The sequence below is a fragment of the Polaribacter sp. Asnod1-A03 genome, assembly GCF_045063585.1.
GTDB lineage: Bacteria > Bacteroidota > Bacteroidia > Flavobacteriales > Flavobacteriaceae > Polaribacter.
This window is the reverse complement of the sequence record NZ_JBEFOE010000009.1, coordinates 2,297,492-2,315,693: the sequence shown is the minus strand read 5'-3', so window position 1 is coordinate 2,315,693 and position 18,202 is coordinate 2,297,492. Positions and strand designations below refer to the sequence as shown.

Below are 18,202 nucleotides of genomic sequence, written 5' to 3'. Positions count from 1 at the left end.
TGTTATGTTATTTTCGGACAAACCTATTCTAAAATTCTTGTTAAAACTTAATGTATTTTGTTAGTTATATATCAAATTTTAACTCTTTTTTTCACTTTGTTATTTTAAAGTATTCACAAGGTTAACAGAATGTTAGGCTTAAAAAATACTTAAAATAATTATTTTAAACTATGTGATATAATGAGTTCTTTCTCATAAAAAAAGAGGTTAAATTCTACAAGAAATGTATAAGATTTAATAAAGCTTTTATTCTTTATTCTATTTAATTTGTATGAACAACAAGAAAGGTAATTTCATCAAAAAACATAAAAAATGAAAAGTGATAAACTATTTAATAAGCATGTTTTGTTTTCTATATTATTATTTTGTCATCTATCAATTTTTGCTCAATTAGGTCAACTACCTGAAAAAGGTATTTGTGCTCATAGAGGTGCTAATAAAACACATCCAGAAAATACAATTGTAGCTTTTAAAGAGGCGATTCGTTTAGGTGCTCAAATGATTGAATTTGATGTACAATTAACAAAAGACAATAAACTTGTTATTATACATGACGATACAGTTGATAGAACAACTAATGGATCTGGTAAAGTATCTGAATTAACATTAAATGAAATTAGAAAATTAGATGCTGGTGCATGGAAATCTAAAAAATTTATTAACGAAAAAGTACCAACTTTAAAAGAGGTTCTAAAAATAATGCCAAAAAACATTTGGCTTAATATTCATCTAAAAGGTACTAAAAAAGTAGGTGTAGAAACAGCAAAAATGATAATTGAAGAAGATAAAATTCTTCAATCCGTAATTGCTTGTGGAAAAAGAGCTACTAAAGGTGTATTAAGTATAAACTCGAATATAAAAATTTGTAATATGGAACGTTTAACTTCCCGTACTGATTATATTAATAAAACTATCAATAAAAAATTTGCTTTTCTACAAATAAAAAGTAGCAGAAATAATGACTACCTATTGAGTGATTTAAAAAAATTAAAAATGAATAGTATTCTTGTTAACTATTTTCATTCAGAAAAGATAGAGCAAGTAAAAGAATTGTTAGATGCAGGAGTCGATTTTATTTTAACTGATAATTTAGCTGAAATGTTAAATGCTTTTTCAGAAATAAAATAATAAATAGTATGTTAACTTTATTATCCATTATAGAACCTTATTTAAAATTTCCAAGAAGCCTTAATTTTTAAAATATAACCACTCAATTATTTTGTTTGTTTAAAATACTTGTAATATAAATTGAATTTGAGCATCCTTTATGTATGTAAATCAATTAAATTTATATAAAACTCTGTTATAGCCTTTCTCCCTTTAAAACAAGGAGAAATGGGTTATAAATTATACAAATGGGTTATAAATTATATATAATAGTTATACTGTTTTTTTAGTTTTACACTTTAAAGTACAGAAAAAATTATTTTTAATTTCAACATTATATAAATAACAATTATAATTTTAATTATGAAAACAAGCTATACTACACGTTATGCATCTAGCCCTAAAGCAGTAAAAAAATATGATACTAAAGAGCTTAGAGATGAGTTTTTAATTCCGGATTTAATGGAACCTGGTAAAATAAAATTTACCTACACACATTATGATCGTTATATAGTTGGTGGAGTTGTACCTATAGAACCTTTAACATTAGAAACTATAGATCCTTTAAAAGCAGATTTCTTTTTAGAAAGAAGAGAAATGGGTGTAATAAATGCTGGTGCAAGCGGAGTAATTTCTGTTGATGGTGAAGATTTTGAAATGAATCATAAAGACGCATTATATATTGGTAAAGGTGCTAAAGAAGTTATTTTTAAAAGTAATAGTATTACAGATCCTTCTAAATTTTATATAAATTCTTCTCCTGCTCACACAGCATATCCTACAAAACATGTTACAAAAGAAGCAGCAAATAAAGTAGAATTAGGAAGTTTAGAAACAGCAAATCATAGAACAGTAAACCAAATGATAATTGGCGGAATTGTAACTACATGCCAGTTGCAAATGGGAATGACAGAATTAAAAACAGGTTCGGTTTGGAATACAATGCCAGCACATGTGCATGATAGAAGAATGGAAATTTATTATTATTTAGACATTCCACAAGACCAAGCAGTTTGTCATTTTATGGGACAACCACAAGAAACACGTCATATTTGGATGAATAATCATCAAGCTGTAATTTCTCCTCCTTGGTCTATTCACTCGGGATCAGGAACTTCAAATTATACATTTATTTGGGGAATGTGCGGAGAAAATTTAGATTACAATGATATGGATGTTGCTAAAATAACAGATTTAAGATAAAAAACATGTCGCAAACACTATTTAATATACAAGATAAAATTGCTTTAGTTACCGGTTCTACACACGGTTTAGGTATGGCAATGGCAATGGGTTTAGGTAAAGCCGGAGCTACAATTATTGTAAACGGAAATTCATCACAAGAAAAAATTGATACTGCTATAAAAGTTTATCAAAAAGAAGGTATTACTGCTTATGGTTATAAATTTAATGTAGCAGATGAACCTCAAGTAATTGAGGCTATAAAAAAGATAGAAACAGAAGTTGGTACAATTGATATTTTGGTAAATAATGCCGGAATTATTAAAAGAACTCCTTTGGTTGACATGGAGGTTGCAGATTTTAAGCAAGTAGTAGATATTGATTTAGTAAGTCCTTTTATAGTTTCTAAACACGTTGTTCGTGGAATGATGGAAAGAAAAGAAGGTAAAATCATTAATATTTGTTCTATGATGAGCGAGTTGGGCAGAAATACTGTAGGTGCTTATGCCGCTGCTAAAGGTGGTTTGGTAATGCTTACTAAAAATATGGCTACGGAATGGGCTCGTTTTAATATTCAAATAAATGGTATTGGTCCTGGTTATTTTGCGACTTCTCAAACTGCTCCTATTAGAGTTGATGGACATCCTTTTAACGATTTTATTGTAAATAGAACTCCTGCTAAAAAATGGGGAGACCCTAATGATTTAGCTGGTGCTGCCATCTTTTTATCATCAAAAGCAAGTGATTTTGTTAACGGACATATTTTATATGTTGATGGTGGAATTTTAGCGACAATAGGTAAACCCTCAAACGAAGAATAATGAAAAAAATAATCTTTCTTTCTTTAACACTTTCTTTTTTTATCTCTTGTGATAAAAAAACTGAACCTTTTTCTAATATCGAAATTAAAAATAATTTAAATGTCGATAGAGAATTTGAAACTGTAGAAGTTGATATTTCTACTTATCAATTAGATGAAAAATCATCTTTTGTAATTCTTGATGAGAACACAAATGAAGAAATAATTTCTCAGGTTATAGATAATAATTTAGATGGTAAGAATGATATCATCATTTTTCAGCCTAAAATAAAAGCAAACTCATCTAAAAAATATCTTTTAACCAGCAAAGAAACAACAAAAGACTCAGTACCTGTTTATTGTTATTCTCGTTTTGTACCAGAGAGAACAGATGATTATGCTTGGGAAAACAATAGAGTTGCCTTTAGAACTTATGGTCCTGTTGCGCAAAAAATGGTTGAAGACTCTATACCTGGGGGTACACTTTCTAGCGGAATAGATGCTTGGTTAAAAAGAGTAGATTATCCTATTATTAATAAATGGTACAAAAAAAACACGTTAGATATTGGCGCTTATCATAAAGATTCTGGTGAAGGTTTAGATAATTTTCATGTAGGTTCTAGTAGAGGTGTTGGTGGTATTGCGGCAAAAGTAGATACTTCTTTTTACTTTTCTAAAAACTTTACTTCTTACAAAACTATTACAACGGGCCCAGTTAGAACTAGCTTTATATTAACTTATGTAAATTGGGATGCTAATGGAAAAGAAATATCAGAAACAAAATATATTTCTTTAGATTACGGTCAAAATTTAACTCGTTACGAGATTGAGCTTGATGGTACAGATACTATTTCTGTAGGATTAACACTACATAAACAAGATGGTAAAACTTCTACCAACAACAATTGGATAAGTTATTGGGAACCTTTTGATGATTCTGAATTAGGACAAGGTATGGTAACTACGGATGCTTATTTTATCGATTCAGAAAAATATGTTACTTCTAAAGTAGATCAAAGTAATTACTTTGCTAACTTAAGAGTTATTGACGGTAAAGTTATTTATTATGCTGGTTTTGGATGGAAAAAAAGTAATCAGTTTACAACACAAAAAGAATGGGAAAATTATTTAAAAGATTTTTCTAAAAAAATAAATAACCCTTTAAAAGTTTTATAAACTTTTATTTACCTACATATTCCGCTTAAGAATTATCTAAAAAGAGCTTCTATAAAAAGAATACTTTTTTATAAATAACTCTTAAGCGGAATTTAATTTTTTACAAGAAATAACATTGATTTATTAACCTAAATATCTAATAAACACAATAACAACTATATTAACCGATTTCTATGTAAAAATGATAAATTATCAATTAAAAAAAGAGAAATTACAGAATATTATTTGTAATATAGTCTTCTACTAAACTATCAAAAAAGATAGTTATTATTGATAAAAAACAAAACGAAAATACTTACCTAGATTAATAATTAAAATGAATTTAAGGCATTACATATTCTTCCTTTTATGTTTAACTTCTAATATAACAATTGGGCAATTTAATAATTTAAAGTTTCAAAATATTGATACTATAGACGGACTTTCTAGTAGTACTTGTGTAGAAATATTTCAAGACAAAGAAGGTTTTATGTGGTTTGGTACCATCGATGGATTAAATAAATATAATGGTTATGAATTTGAAATTTTTAGATCTGTCTTAGGAAATCCAGAATCTATCAGTAATAATAGAATCAATGCAATTCAAGAAGATAACGAAGGTAATATTTGGGTAGGTACTACAAATGGTTTAAACTTTTTTAACAAACGAACTAATAAATTTTCTCAAATAAATCTTTATAAACAATTATCATTATCAAATAGTTCTCAAAAAAACATTAACGATTTACTGTACGATAGTATCAACAATATAATTTGGGTTGCAACCAATAACGGAGCTATAAAAATTGCATTAGGAGATGACAATGTAAATACTAAAAACTTTCATTTTTCTTATTATATTAATGATCAATCCAATTTAAATTCTATTGATAATAATGGTGTTAATGTTATCTTGATGGATACAGACAATACTATTTGGATTGGAACAAACGGACAACATTTAAATCAATACAATCCCTTAAAAGACAACTTCAATCGTATTTATATTGATCATAAAAGTCCATACGAATTAAATCATATTCCTAAAAGAGTAATTATAGATGCAGATGGCGATTTTTTGATAGGTAACGATTTAAACAATTTAATTTTATGGAATAGAGAAAGAAATCGATTTAGTCATATTTCTTTAGCAGAAAACCATGTTCCTATATTTAGTTTTTTTCAAGATAAAGATGGCTTTTTTTGGGTTCCTACAGAAGGACATGGATTATTTTTATTAAATAAAAAAGAAGGAGAGATAAATATAGAAAAGCATTTTAAAAATAATATTTCAGATCCTTTTTCACTTCCAAATGATAAACCTTCTAAAGTTTTTCAAGATAAAAATGGTATTTATTGGATTGGTAGTTACGATAAAGGTGTTAGTAAATTAGATCTAACAAAATACTCTTTTGGCCACTATTATTATCAACAAGGTAATGAAAACGGGTTGAGTGCAAAAACAATACAATCTGTTTTACAAGATCATAAAGAAAGAATTTGGATTAGTTCTTATGATGGTGGTTTAAACCTATTTGATGAAAAAAATAATCAATTTAAAAGAAACATTCATAATATTAAAAATAAGAACTCTTTAAGTTCAAATAAAATACTTTATACTTTTGAGAGTCATGATGGTTATATTTGGATTTGTACTTTAGATGGTGGCTTAAACAGGTTCAATCCTGAAAGTAATGAAATCAAACAATTTTTACACGACAATAATGATTCTTTAACAATTGGTCAAAATTCTGTTTGGGCAGGTGTTGAAGACTCTAAAAACAGAATATGGTTGGGCTTAAGAACAGAAGGTTTAAGCATGTACAACCCAAAAACAAAAAATTTTAAGAACTATAAAAATAACTATGGTAAAAAGAATAATTTAACCAGTAATAACATATTATGTGTATTTATAGATTCTAAAAACAGATTGCTTATTGGTACCTTTTTAGGCGTAAATTTTGTTGATTTAAATACATTAGAAGAGTTTGCTCCTGAACAAATTGAATTTACAGAGCTGAAAGGAAATGGTGTAGAAAATAACGGAATTAATTATATAACAGAAGATCATAGTGGTAATATTTGGATAGGAACCGATAGTGGAGTTCACCAATTTGATACTAATTTAAAACAGACTAAATCGTACACTTCTCAAAACGGATTACCTAATAATCTTGTAGTGGGTATTGTAGAAGATGATAATTATAATTTTTGGATTACAACCAAAGGTGGCTTGTCTTTTTTAGATTCTGAAACCCAGCAGTTTAAAAACTTTAATATTCATGATGGTTTACAAGGTCCAGAGTTTCAAAGTAAATCAATAGAAAAAACCAAAGACGGACGAATAATTATCGGTGGAATAAACGGTTTTAACATCTTTAACCCTAATGATATAAATACGCCAGAACCGGTTACTCTTCAACCAAAAATAACGGCTTTTAAATTAAATAATAAATTAGTTACCGTAGGCGATTCTATCAATCAACGAGTACTTTTAAAGAAAACTATTTCAGATACCAAAGAGCTAGAATTGCATTACAACGAAAACTATATTTCGTTTGAATTCTTATCATTATACTTCGAAAATCCAGAGCAAATACAGTATGCTTATAAAATGGATGGTATTGATAATGAGTTTATAAACATAGGTAATAACAGAGTTGTTAACCATTCTAATTTACAAGCAGGTAGCTATACTTTTGAAGTAAAATCTTCTATTGATGGCCAATGGGATAATTCTGAAACTACTAAAATTAATATTAAAATCTTACCTCCTCTCTGGCAAACCTGGTGGGCATATTTATTATATTTTTTGGTGGGTTCTTTATTCTTTTGGGTAGTATTACATTACTACACTCGTAAAGTAAAAGAATCTCAAGAGCATGAATTAGACCAAATGAAACTAAAGTTTTTTGTTAATGTTTCTCATGAGTTTAGAACACCTTTAACTTTAATATTAAATCCTGTAGATAAAATATTGTCTAGTTATCATTCAGATTCTGGTAACATAAAAAACTCTGCAATAACAATTCAAAGGTCTGCTAGAAGGCTACTGCATTTAGTAAATCAATTATTAGATTATAGAAAAATGGATGTAGGTATGGCACCTTTACAGTATGAAAAAGGAGATATTGTATCCTTTAGTAGAGAGATTTTTTGCCTTTTTAAAGATTTAGCTGCAAAGAAAGAAATTCAATACGAATTTAAAACATCTCTTAACGCAATAAATACCTTATTTGATTTTGATAAAGTAGAAAAAATTATCACTAACTTAATTTCTAACGCTATAAAATTCACCAATAATGATGGACGAATTACAGTATCAATCGATAAAATAAAAGAAACCAAACCAAAATCTAAATTTTCATTTTTCAAGAAAGAACAACTAACAGATTATGTAGAAATAATTGTAGAAGATACAGGTGTCGGATTAAATAAACATCAGATTAAAAATGTATTTTCTCGTTTTTATAATTTAGATATTACAAAAGCTGGTACTGGTATCGGGCTTAATTTTACTAGAGGTTTGGTAGAGTTATGTGGTGGAGAAATTTTTATTGAAAGTGAACAAAAGAAAGGAAGTAAGTTTATAGTACGTTTACCTTTAAACATCAAAGCAAAAGCAGAAAAGGTAGAGAATATTAAAAACGAGTTTTTAATCAATTCCATGAAAGCGGTTGAGTATGACATGTTTATATCAAACGATTCTTTAAAAAACGAAGATTCTGAAGAAAATAAATCTTCGGGTGATAAAAAATTACCAACTGTTTTAATTGTTGAAGACAACATAGAATTAAGAAGACACTTAACAAACGACTTAAAAGATTCTTATATAGTTAAAGAAGCGCCTAATGGAGCAACTGGTTTAAAAATGACAAAAAAATACTATCCAGATATCGTAATTAGTGATGTTATGATGCCTAAAATGGATGGTTTTGAAATGTGTAGATTGATAAAAACAGACTTTGAAACTTGTCATATTCCTGTATTACTTTTAACTGCTAGAACTTTAGATGAAGACAAAATAAACGGTTATGATAATGGTGCAGATGGTTATATTTCTAAACCTTTTGTAACAAGTTTATTAAAAGCTAGAGTAAATAATTTATTAGAAACTAAAAAGAGATTAAGAGATCGTTTTTCTAAAATTGGTGGTGCAATTTTAACTAATGAAGTAACCACTTCTAATATAGATGAAGTTTTTCTTGATAAGGTTACTAAAGTAATTTTAGAAAACATTAGTGATATCGACTTTAAACAAGACAATTTATTAAAAGAAATTGGTATTGGTAAATCTCAATTTTATAGAAAAATTAATGCTTTAACCAATTTAAATCCTAGTGGATACATCCGTTCTATAAGGTTAAGACATGCTTCGGAATTGTTATTACAAAAGCAATATTCTATTAAAGAAGTTACGCACATGTGCGGATTTAATTCTACAGCGTATTTTAGTAAAACGTTTAAAGAGTTATTTAATCAAACTCCTACTCAATATATGGAAAAAGACGATAAAACAGACATAGAGAAAGAAGAATAAGGGAAAATATCCAATGTTTTTTTATTGTAGTATAAACAGCTTTAAAATACAATTTTGTTATTAATATTAATCACAAAATGAAATAAATATATAGAAAAAATTGAGTTCATCACCGTGATTATTTACCTGTTTTAACAAAAAAAAAGTTAGTTGAAATTAAATTCAACTAACTTTTTTATATCAATTTCAGTTTAAAGTTTAGCTTTTAAACTTTATAAAATCATTTTAATTAGACAATTTATATACTTTAAAATTATCTGCTGTCATATGGTTTTTTACAGTTCTAAAGCCAAAATAACCAGATGTGTATGGATTTGTATCTTTAAAATCTGCAAACAAAACATCATTTCTATAATATTGAATTGTTCCATTGTGCACAACAATTTTAATATGATATTCTTTATTACCTTCTAACATAAACTCATCTGCTTTTAAATCGTGCTCTGGCAATAATGGTCTTTCTCCATTACCAACATATCTTCTAAATCTTGTGGTTCCGTTATCATTACCACCAACACCCATATAGTATAATTTAAGACTGTCGTAATTAGAAAACTTCCCTCCTCTTTTATCTGAATTTTCAAACAAATTATCTACGCTCATAGGATCAGAAGCCATCCAAAAACAATTCAAATCAGAAACACGATCATTTGGTCCTCCATCCTGAATTAAAAATACATCATATTCTATCTGTATAGAGCCAGAAAATTTCTCTTTTAACCAAACTGTACAACCAGAAACATCATCAATTTCTAATTTGCTATTATTAACTTCTACAGTTCCTTTTGGCATTTGTTCTACTTGCCAATTTGCCAAACCATTATTAAAATTTTCTTCGAAAATGAGTTGTTTTTGCAACTTCTCTCCTTTTACAATTACTGTATTATTACTACTAGAGCATGCAACTAACATCCCTAAAATAAGGGATGTTAAAAGCAATACTCTTCTTCCTTTTACATTATATTTTATCATTTAATTTACTTGTTGAATCAACACCAAACTCCAAGGTGTAATTTGGTGATCTATAGTTAACACTCCTTTTTTATCTGCTTTTACATATGAAGTTTTCATTGTATTAGCATACTCTTTCATCACTTTAATTTCTTCTCTTGTTGGTGGTTCTGGTTTGCCCATTGCTTCCCAATAATTATGGATATTTCCATGATCTTTATCTAAAATTTCAATTTTAAACATTGTTCCAGCTTCTAATCCTTTTAATGAAAAATTTAAGTCTTTATTGGTTCCTGTTTCTCTTTTATTAGTTCCTGAAGGTACCGCATTTTCATATTCTTCTGGATAATTATATGCTAAAGCAACGATGTTTCCATCAGAAGATTTTTTACTTACAAACAAATAATCATCTTTATATAATTTTTGATCTCCCAGTTGATGTAACATTCTGTATGCATGATAAGATGGTTTTACCAAACCCTGAAAATTTATCATACCAAAACCTCCATGAAAAATACTTGCTGCTCCTCCTTTTTCTTCAAAAATATCAGTAAAAGTCCATAAAGCTAATGAATTCGTTAAACCTATACAATCTAAGTTAGATTTTACAATATAAGCTGCTGCAGGAAGTCTATCGTGCATATCATCTCTACTACTCGGACTTGTATGCCACTCGGTAAGGTGTATTTCTATATCAGGAAAATCGCTTTCTTTCACCGTTTTATTAATCCATTCTAAATCTTCTTTTACAGATTGTACATGTCTTGTTAATCCTTTTCCTTTTCCTGTTTCTGGGTTAAAAGCATAATCGGTTGGATAAGGGTGACAGCTAATAAAATCTACTGGTAAATTTTCTTTTTTACAATATTTTAAAAAATCTTCAATCCATACTCCATGCCAATCTAACGTATTAATATCTTTTGCTGCAAAAACAGCTTCAGAAGCTTCATCATCTATTACTTCTCCATCAAAACGAGTATCTGGCACAAAATTACTTGTTGATGGACCACCTACTTTAAGTCTATTATCTACAGATCTAACTGCAGTTACTGATTGTTTATACAGTTCGAAATATTGAGATTTTGTTCCATCCCAAAATAATTTATACAAGTTAGGTTCGTTCCAAACTTCAAAATACCATGTTAAAACTTCTTCAATTCCGTAACGATCTACACAGTGTTGTGTAAATGCTTTTACCAAATCATGAAACTTTTCAAATGAATCTTCATCTGGTGTAATATTTGCTTTCCACCAAAAAACAGTTTTAGAATCTTTGGCTGCCATACTTGTTGGTAAAAATGCCAATTCTACAAAAGGTTTTACTTTTAAGTCTAACATTCTGTCAAATAAATCATCTATATATTGCCAATTATAAACCGGTTTTCCTTTTTCCATAACAACAGGAAACATGTCATCATGAAATAATCCATGAAAACGCACATATTCGAATCCTATATTTTCTTGTACTTGTTCTAATTGTTCTAACCATCCAGCTCTTAAACCTTCGTTCGCTCTACCAGCACCTACCATTTTACTCCAATAATGGTCAAAAACTTCTCCATCTTTTTGAACATCAATTTTTATATTATTTTGTGCATTTAAGCTTAAAACACAACCGAAGATTAATCCGTAAATTATTTTTTTTACTAAATTCATTTTTATATTTATTTTTAATAATTATTATTTTAGCAGTCTAGAAAAGCTATTTTAATTAGATTTATTATTCTGTAAAAACAATTGTATTTATTGATTTTGCTTCTACACTTACCGAAACACTTTTACTACCTATTTTTAAATTTAAAGTATCTTTAGCTTCTTTAGAATTATATACTAATACCACTACTCGCCCATCTTTTAACTGAAATGCTATATGATTTTTTCCTTTTGATGATTTTAAAAAATGATCTCCTGGTTGTACAAAATGAGATAAGTGTTTAAATAAATAAAACTCATCTGTATAAGTAACTTTTTTTGAAGCCTTATCAACAATTACCATCGAGTTTTGAGGCCATCCCCAAGCACTTTTTCCGGTTTCATCAAGTACCATATTCCAATACATATAAGAACCTGAACCATTACTAAAATAATGAACAATATCTTTCCAAGATCTCTCTACAGAAGTCCAATCGTTTTCGTGTTCTCCACATTTATTTTCTGTTTGCATCAACTTTAAATCTGGAAAATTTTGATGTACATTTGGAATTGCTTTTGCGCCTCCCCACTGAAACCCTGCTCCTGAAATATACGATGCTGTAGATTTATATTCTAAAATTGTTTTTACATAATTAGGATCACTAGAATTTACAGTTCCCAACCAAATTTCTGTATTTAATTGATCACTTTTAAATTGAGGTCCTAAAAAATCATTAATAAAATAAGCCATATCTTCTGGTCTCCAAGTACAACTTGGCCAATTAGGCTGATAAGCTACTTCGTTTTGAGGCATAATTGCAAATAAAGGAACTCCAGCTTCTTCATACGATTTCACAAATTTTGAAAAATACAACGCATACGCTTTTAAGTATCTTTCTTGCATTTTAAATGCTGTTGCATTATTATTAATTTCAGCACCAGAATTCATTTTATTACCTTCTTTAGCATTTTCAAAATTGCCACTTCTCATCGCATAATGCTCATTTACTTTCATCCATGCTGGCGGAGACCAAGGTGAGGCCCATATTTGTAAATCTGGATTTACTTTTAATGCTTCTTTTAAATACGGAATTAAAATATATTTATCTCTATCAATGTTAAAATCTCGCATTTCAAAATCTTCAGGAACATCGTTACTAGAATAATAACTTAACGCATAATCCGAAGCACCTAGTGGAATTCTACACATAGAAAAATTAGCCCCTTCTTTTGAAAACAAATCTTTAAAAACTTGCTTAGATTCTTCTTTAGATAATGCACTTAAAGCATCCCAACCTAATTCGTTAAAAGCGCCACCAACACCATCTACTTTTTGTAATAAGCTATCTGTATAAATAGTAATATCTGGTGTAGCTACATTGTCTTTTTGTAAAAACTTTTTTGCTTTTACCCAACGCTTAGAAGATATTGTGTACGTTAAATCTACTTTTTGTGAATAAGTTTTGCCAAATACAGACATTAAAACGGATAAGACTATCAATTTTAAACTTTGTCTATAAAAACCATTTTCAATCATTATGAGCTTTTTTATTAATTTCTATAAAATTAAATTTTTATAAAAGGTCTATATATAAAACATAATTCAAATTGAATAAATTATTACCCTAATCCCCTTTAAATACAACAGAATCAATATTACTAACAGCTAAGAAATAATAATTTTACTATAATTTGAATTGAATATAAAAACAGCAAATAATTGACATAAAAAAAGCCCCATTAAAACAAATTAACAGAGCTTCTTCATATATGATTAATGAAATTTATTTTTCAGCTGGCTGATTCCATAAACGATAAGGATCATTATGGGCTTTCATTTCTGCTAATAACAACGCTTCCATTTCTGCTAATTTTTCTGCATACTTTGGGTTCTCTGCTAAATCTGTTTCCATTTCTCCTTCTTTATGGTGTTCTGGCAAATATTCATTCGGATTTTTTGCTAAATTGAACAATTGAGTTTCTCTAACCGCTCCGTCCATTACATCGTACTTTATCAATTTCCAATCGCCTTTTTTAACGGTTCTCATTCCTGGTTTTGTTCCACCAGCATAAACTCCATACATTACATCTCTTACTTCTTCTTTTTCTCCTTTTATTACAGATGTAAAACTTTTTCCTTCTACAGTTTCTGGTATTTTTATACCCGCTAAATCACATAAAGTTGGTAAAACATCTAAAAGATAAATATTCCCTTTTACTCTTTTACCGGCTTCAATTCCTGGTCCTTTTATAATAAATGGAACTCGCCAAGTATGTTCATATAAGTTCTGTTTTCCCATTAAACCATGTCTACCAATAGACATTCCATGGTCTGATGTATAAATAATATAAGTATTATCTAACTCTCCCATTGCTTCTAATTTATCTAATACTTTACCTATTTGTATGTCGATATTTTCTGAACAAGCATATTCACGTCCTAATTCATTTCGTACCGTATTTTCATCTCTATTTTTCCAAACACCACTTACACGCTCTTCATCTCTAAGTTCTGGATGTCCATGAAAAAATGGATGTTCTTCTAAATAATTATCTTGTAATTGTGGTTGCTTTTCATTTAAAGCAGGAACATTATTTTTATCTCTATGATTTACAGCACCGTATTTTTCTAATAATTCTGGTGTTCCATCTCTTTTATCATGCGGATGAGAAAATCCGAAGTAAATTAAAAAAGGATCTTCTTCTTTATTTGTTTCTCTTTCTGATAAGTAACTTAAAACTTGTTTAGAATGCCATGCGCTTCCGCTTTCTTCTGTTCCACCTCTTTTTGTAGCATCGTGTACAACGGTAAATTGTTTGTTGGCATTTGGGTACGAATTTCCTTTTTTACAAGTACGCATTGTATTGTAACCAGCATCATTAAACACAGCACCCATTGTAAAATCTTCTATTTCATTATAGTCATTATTTTTCTGATCTATTGCACTTTTTGGTAAATTCCAAACAGTTCTACCAGACATAATCATATGTCTAGATGGTGTACAAACTGCTCCATTCATAGAACCCATATTTCTTGCTTGATCAAAAACAAGTCCGCCTTCTGCTAGTTTATCTATGTTAGGTGTTTCTAATATTGAATTAGGATCATAAGTTTTTAAATCGAAAGGAGATTGATCATCCACCAAAACAAACAAAAAATTTGGACGTTTTTTTTCTTTTGATTTTGTTTCTGATTTTTTACATCCTAAAAAAAATAATATGGTTATTACAACCAAAAATAGTTTGTGATGTTTATTCATAAGTATCATATTAATCAATTTATTTTATGTTTTTTAATTTAAAACTTTATTAAAGCTTTCTTCTTCTCTTATCAACTTTCCTTTTAGATATTCTTTTACAACAACTTTAATTTTTCTGCTGTCTTTTTCTAATTCTGAAATTGTAATTTCTTGAACTCTACCATCAATCAACTCAACCGTTAATTCATTTTCATTTTTAGCTGTAACTTTCTTAATAAAAGATTTATTTTCGAAAGGTTCTATCACAGATAAATAACGAGCAGCATCTCCTTCTTGTCTTACAGCCATGGTTTTTCTACGTTGTGTTTCATTTCCTAAAGGAAAATCCCCACCAATTTTTGCCTTAAACCGGACTACTTCCAATCCTGATAAATCTACTGTAATACTTCCTGCTTCATTTTTATTTGCGGGCATTCCTGGAGTTGATTGATCCATCGGTTCTCCTGCAATTTTGATAGGTCCGTTATAATAATCTAACCCTTTTGTTTTTGGTTTTAAAATATTATTATAAGTTATTGGTAATGAAGACACATAAACTTCTTTTCCGTTTTTAAGAACTACGCTTGCATTTCCCCAGAAAATCGTATTATTTCTAGCTCTCGATTCTGTTTTTGTGGTTAAAACTAATTTTTTAATACCTTCTATATTTTTGTCAATTAATTTACTTCCTAAAATCCAAGCTCCTGTACTATCTTTTTCAATCGTTTTATCATCGGCTTTAACATTGTACCAAACTTTTTTATTGACACCAAAACTTTCTGGCGCTGTACCAATCATAATTTCGTTCTCTTTAGGCCAAGCATTAAAAACATCAATTTTTAAAGGTCCTTCTTCACTAAAAGGCATTCTTGCTCCTTCATTATCACAATCCTCTCCCCAACACATTTCAAAACTGGTTCTAGAAGTTCCTGTGGTTTCATACCAATTTACATCCGTAATAAATTGTGCACTTCCTAAAGGATCTGTATTCATTTGGTTATCATGACGTAAAAATCTCTTTTTATCAACGGCAACTTCTTTAAATCCTTTTATTTGCATCAACCAATCAAAAGTATGTTGTTTATCTGCTTTTAAATAATCTACCAAAACCACATAATCGTCCATCATAATCATTAAACGACGTTGTTTAATTGGTTCTGTAAAATCGGTAACCGTTCCGTATTCTGGCGCATTTTCTGGAATTTCTATACTTCTACTATCTTTCCATACTTTATCTGCAAAACTTTTGTTTTTCTGACTTTCATAAGTCATTCCCCCATAGGGCGGATAACTCCAACGCGATATCGTTTCCACAGCAGTCGCTTGCATCATTTTTCCATTAAAATAAAAAGTTCGAAAACTTTCTTTAGGTTCTTGCATTTTCTGGTCTACAACTACCATGTTTTTATTGATAGATGTTTGTACCAAAAACTTGTATAAATACGTTGAATAACCATACCAAAACATTTCTGGATTATAGAAACTACGCCCGTAGCGCATCATACTTATAAAATTCATTCTATCAAAATGTCCATGATGTCCACCATGAGATCCGTAATGTAAAGCTGCCTGAATTTGCTCTCTTTGTGGTCTGTCTTTAGTTTGAGTTCTTAATTGTACCAAACCAATATTATCTGCAAAAGCTGAAGCTTTCATTTTTTCTGAAGTTACTGCGGGTAAATCTGGAACACCATACAATAAATCTCGTTTTTCTCCTCTATTGATAACTGCTGCATATTCCGGATCTCTATATAAATAATACGCCAACTCGTAAGGTTTACCAGTAACTAAATCTTCTTTTGCATCGTTAACAGCTGGCAAAACACTACGATAATCTAAGAAAGGAATCACAGCATCCCACATGTCTTTTATGCCTATATTATTTTTTTTAAGAGTTCCCCATTTTTTAAAATCCATACCGTGTAACCCTGCAGTTCTTCTACTCGGATTTAAAGAAAAATGAGCTGTTGTACCTATTGAAAACTGACGATCAGCCAAGTTAATTCCCCAAGGTTTTAGCGCAATTGCAATTTCAGAAAACTCACTTGCAACCCATAAATTATAACCTACAGCGCATTCGTACCACCAACCATCACTCATAATACCATGTGTCATTTGTTGATAAATACCAGAAGGTGAATTTAATAACGAATCTATTAAATCCCAATCTTGTAAGTTTAAAGCACAATACAAAGCACCTGTTAATTCGGCAACATTCCAATTACTAATTCCGCCACGTGTATTTCCTTTAATAGTACGTTCTATAAAAATTCTAAAAGTAGTTGCTATTAATTGATGATCTTCTGGTGTAACCAACTCACTATCTCTAATTAAATCGTACGCTCTTGCTACGCCCTGAAAAAAACCGCCTTCGGCTACAAACGAATCTCCACCACCTCTTAAAGTTACGGGATACCCGTTTTCTAAATTAACCAACCGTCTAAACATGGCTAGACATTTTTTAACATATGCTTCTTTTTTTGTTAATTGATAAGCAATTGCACAATTATAAACATCATCTCCTATTCCTTTATGAAAAATAGGTTGACGTTGATTTTCTTTAGAAAACATTTTACCCTCAGGAACTTTCCAATTTGTAGCCATTCTTTCATAATCTGCTAAACCTTCTTTAGCCCAATCGTAGTTTGTAATCTTATCTTTTACTTCTTGCCATTTGTCTGTTGTAAATACAATATTTGGCGTTGGTATTGCTACTGCTGTTATAAATTTTAATGTTTTTGTTGCCGATCCTTTTCCGTTAGAAATTGCTTTTATAACTTGAGTTTCTCTTATCCCTTTGGGTAAATATTTTGGAATAAAGACCTCTACTTTACAAGTTTTAATCTCTCCAGGTTTTAAACTAAACGATTTTGGTACTATTGTCGTTTGCATAGATTCCCAACCTTCATTTTCTGAAATCAATTGAATACCTTGCTTTTTGTTTGTTGTATTTCCTACTTCTAAATCATAAAAAACTGTACTTCCTGCTTTGGCTGATTTCCCTTGTATTTTTGACACCAAAGAAACATACTCGCCTTTTGTTAAATAAATATTTTGAATTTGAAACGTTTTATTTTCTTTGGAATTTATTGTGATTTCAACATCTTTAATTGCTTGTAATGTTGCCATTTTCTGACCAATATTAACATCTAAAAGTTGCCAAGGAATATACACAGATTGCCAACCTTTACCAACTATTTTTAGTTTTGCGGTACTTACTGCATTCAATTCGTTAATATCTAATTTATCTACTTTTAAAGTAAAAATCAATTCGGCTACTGCTTCTTTTTCTAAATAAATATCAAAAGAGACTCCAGCAAATTCACTCCAATCTGCAGCATCACCAAAATAATCTCGCATCAATCCAGGATATTCTCTATTTTGATTAACATACTGATATGAAATTGTTTTTCCTGTTTTAATTGTTGCTACATTTTTCTTAATTTTTGATATTCCTTTCCAATCAGAAAAATCATTTTTACCTATTGGTAATTTTAATTGAGCTTGCGTAAAATTTACAAATAACAAGGCTATGATGTATATTTTTTTCATTTTATTAAATTAGTATTGTCTAAAAATAATTTTATCTTATTTAAT

10 protein-coding genes are annotated in these 18,202 nt (G+C 29.3%); 5 read left to right on the top strand and 5 right to left on the bottom strand.

Annotated elements, in window-relative coordinates; translation table 11 throughout:
• Positions 1 to 312: 312 nt before the first annotated feature.
• The 5 genes from ACJJVY_RS10500 to ACJJVY_RS10480 all read left to right on the top strand — a co-directional run bounded on the left by ACJJVY_RS10500 (position 313) and on the right by ACJJVY_RS10480 (position 8,783).
• Positions 313 to 1,128, top strand: a complete 816-nt coding sequence (locus tag ACJJVY_RS10500) for a glycerophosphodiester phosphodiesterase (protein WP_405607976.1) — start codon at positions 313 to 315, stop codon at positions 1,126 to 1,128.
• 342 nt (positions 1,129 to 1,470) lie between these two features.
• Positions 1,471 to 2,310 (top strand): 5-dehydro-4-deoxy-D-glucuronate isomerase, encoded by an 840-nt coding sequence (gene kduI, locus ACJJVY_RS10495; RefSeq protein ID WP_405607973.1) that lies wholly within the window; start codon positions 1,471 to 1,473, stop codon positions 2,308 to 2,310.
• A 5-nt stretch (positions 2,311 to 2,315) separates the two neighbouring features.
• Positions 2,316 to 3,110 (top strand): gluconate 5-dehydrogenase, encoded by a 795-nt coding sequence (locus ACJJVY_RS10490; protein WP_405607970.1) that lies wholly within the window; start codon positions 2,316 to 2,318, stop codon positions 3,108 to 3,110.
• Complete coding sequence (locus ACJJVY_RS10485; protein ID WP_405607967.1) at positions 3,110 to 4,264, top strand: DUF4861 family protein; 1,155 nt, start codon at positions 3,110 to 3,112, stop codon at positions 4,262 to 4,264. The genes ACJJVY_RS10490 and ACJJVY_RS10485 overlap by 1 nt, the downstream gene beginning before the upstream one ends.
• A 316-nt stretch (positions 4,265 to 4,580) precedes the next feature.
• Positions 4,581 to 8,783, top strand: coding sequence for a two-component regulator propeller domain-containing protein (locus ACJJVY_RS10480; protein ID WP_405607964.1), 4,203 nt, complete (start codon positions 4,581 to 4,583; stop codon positions 8,781 to 8,783).
• Between the two features lie 225 nt (positions 8,784 to 9,008).
• Here ACJJVY_RS10480 and ACJJVY_RS10475 read toward each other — a convergent pair whose 3' ends face one another.
• From ACJJVY_RS10475 to ACJJVY_RS10455, 5 genes are all read right to left on the bottom strand, one after another.
• Positions 9,009 to 9,755 (bottom strand): DUF6250 domain-containing protein, encoded by a 747-nt coding sequence (locus ACJJVY_RS10475; protein ID WP_405607961.1) that lies wholly within the window; start codon positions 9,753 to 9,755, stop codon positions 9,009 to 9,011.
• The gene (locus tag ACJJVY_RS10470) at positions 9,756 to 11,390 is read right to left on the bottom strand and encodes a GH39 family glycosyl hydrolase (protein WP_405607958.1); all 1,635 of its coding nucleotides are present in this window, start codon (positions 11,388 to 11,390) and stop codon (positions 9,756 to 9,758) included.
• Positions 11,391 to 11,454: 64 nt separating this feature from the next.
• On the bottom strand, positions 11,455 to 12,903 hold the full coding sequence (locus ACJJVY_RS10465) for a glycoside hydrolase family 30 protein (RefSeq protein ID WP_405607955.1): 1,449 nt from the start codon (positions 12,901 to 12,903) through the stop codon (positions 11,455 to 11,457).
• Positions 12,904 to 13,150: 247 nt separating this feature from the next.
• Entirely contained in the window at positions 13,151 to 14,626 is a 1,476-nt protein-coding gene (locus ACJJVY_RS10460) for a sulfatase-like hydrolase/transferase (protein WP_405607952.1), read from the bottom strand.
• 33 nt (positions 14,627 to 14,659) lie between these two features.
• Positions 14,660 to 18,157, bottom strand: coding sequence for a hypothetical protein (locus ACJJVY_RS10455; RefSeq protein WP_405607949.1), 3,498 nt, complete (start codon positions 18,155 to 18,157; stop codon positions 14,660 to 14,662).
• Positions 18,158 to 18,202 lie beyond the last annotated feature (45 nt).

Bases quoted from the DNA above. Each gene is read 5' to 3' on its own strand.
- ACJJVY_RS10500 (WP_405607976.1), top strand. From the start codon at position 313: ATGAAAAGTGATAAACTATTTAATAAGCATGTTTTGTTTTCTATATTA.
- kduI (WP_405607973.1), top strand. From the start codon at position 1,471: ATGAAAACAAGCTATACTACACGTTATGCATCTAGCCCTAAAGCAGTA.
- ACJJVY_RS10490 (WP_405607970.1), top strand. From the start codon at position 2,316: ATGTCGCAAACACTATTTAATATACAAGATAAAATTGCTTTAGTTACC.
- ACJJVY_RS10485 (WP_405607967.1), top strand. From the start codon at position 3,110: ATGAAAAAAATAATCTTTCTTTCTTTAACACTTTCTTTTTTTATCTCT.
- ACJJVY_RS10480 (WP_405607964.1), top strand. From the start codon at position 4,581: ATGAATTTAAGGCATTACATATTCTTCCTTTTATGTTTAACTTCTAAT.
- ACJJVY_RS10475 (WP_405607961.1), bottom strand. From the start codon at position 9,755: ATGATAAAATATAATGTAAAAGGAAGAAGAGTATTGCTTTTAACATCC.
- ACJJVY_RS10470 (WP_405607958.1), bottom strand. From the start codon at position 11,390: ATGAATTTAGTAAAAAAAATAATTTACGGATTAATCTTCGGTTGTGTT.
- ACJJVY_RS10465 (WP_405607955.1), bottom strand. From the start codon at position 12,903: ATGATTGAAAATGGTTTTTATAGACAAAGTTTAAAATTGATAGTCTTA.
- ACJJVY_RS10460 (WP_405607952.1), bottom strand. From the start codon at position 14,626: ATGAATAAACATCACAAACTATTTTTGGTTGTAATAACCATATTATTT.
- ACJJVY_RS10455 (WP_405607949.1), bottom strand. From the start codon at position 18,157: ATGAAAAAAATATACATCATAGCCTTGTTATTTGTAAATTTTACGCAA.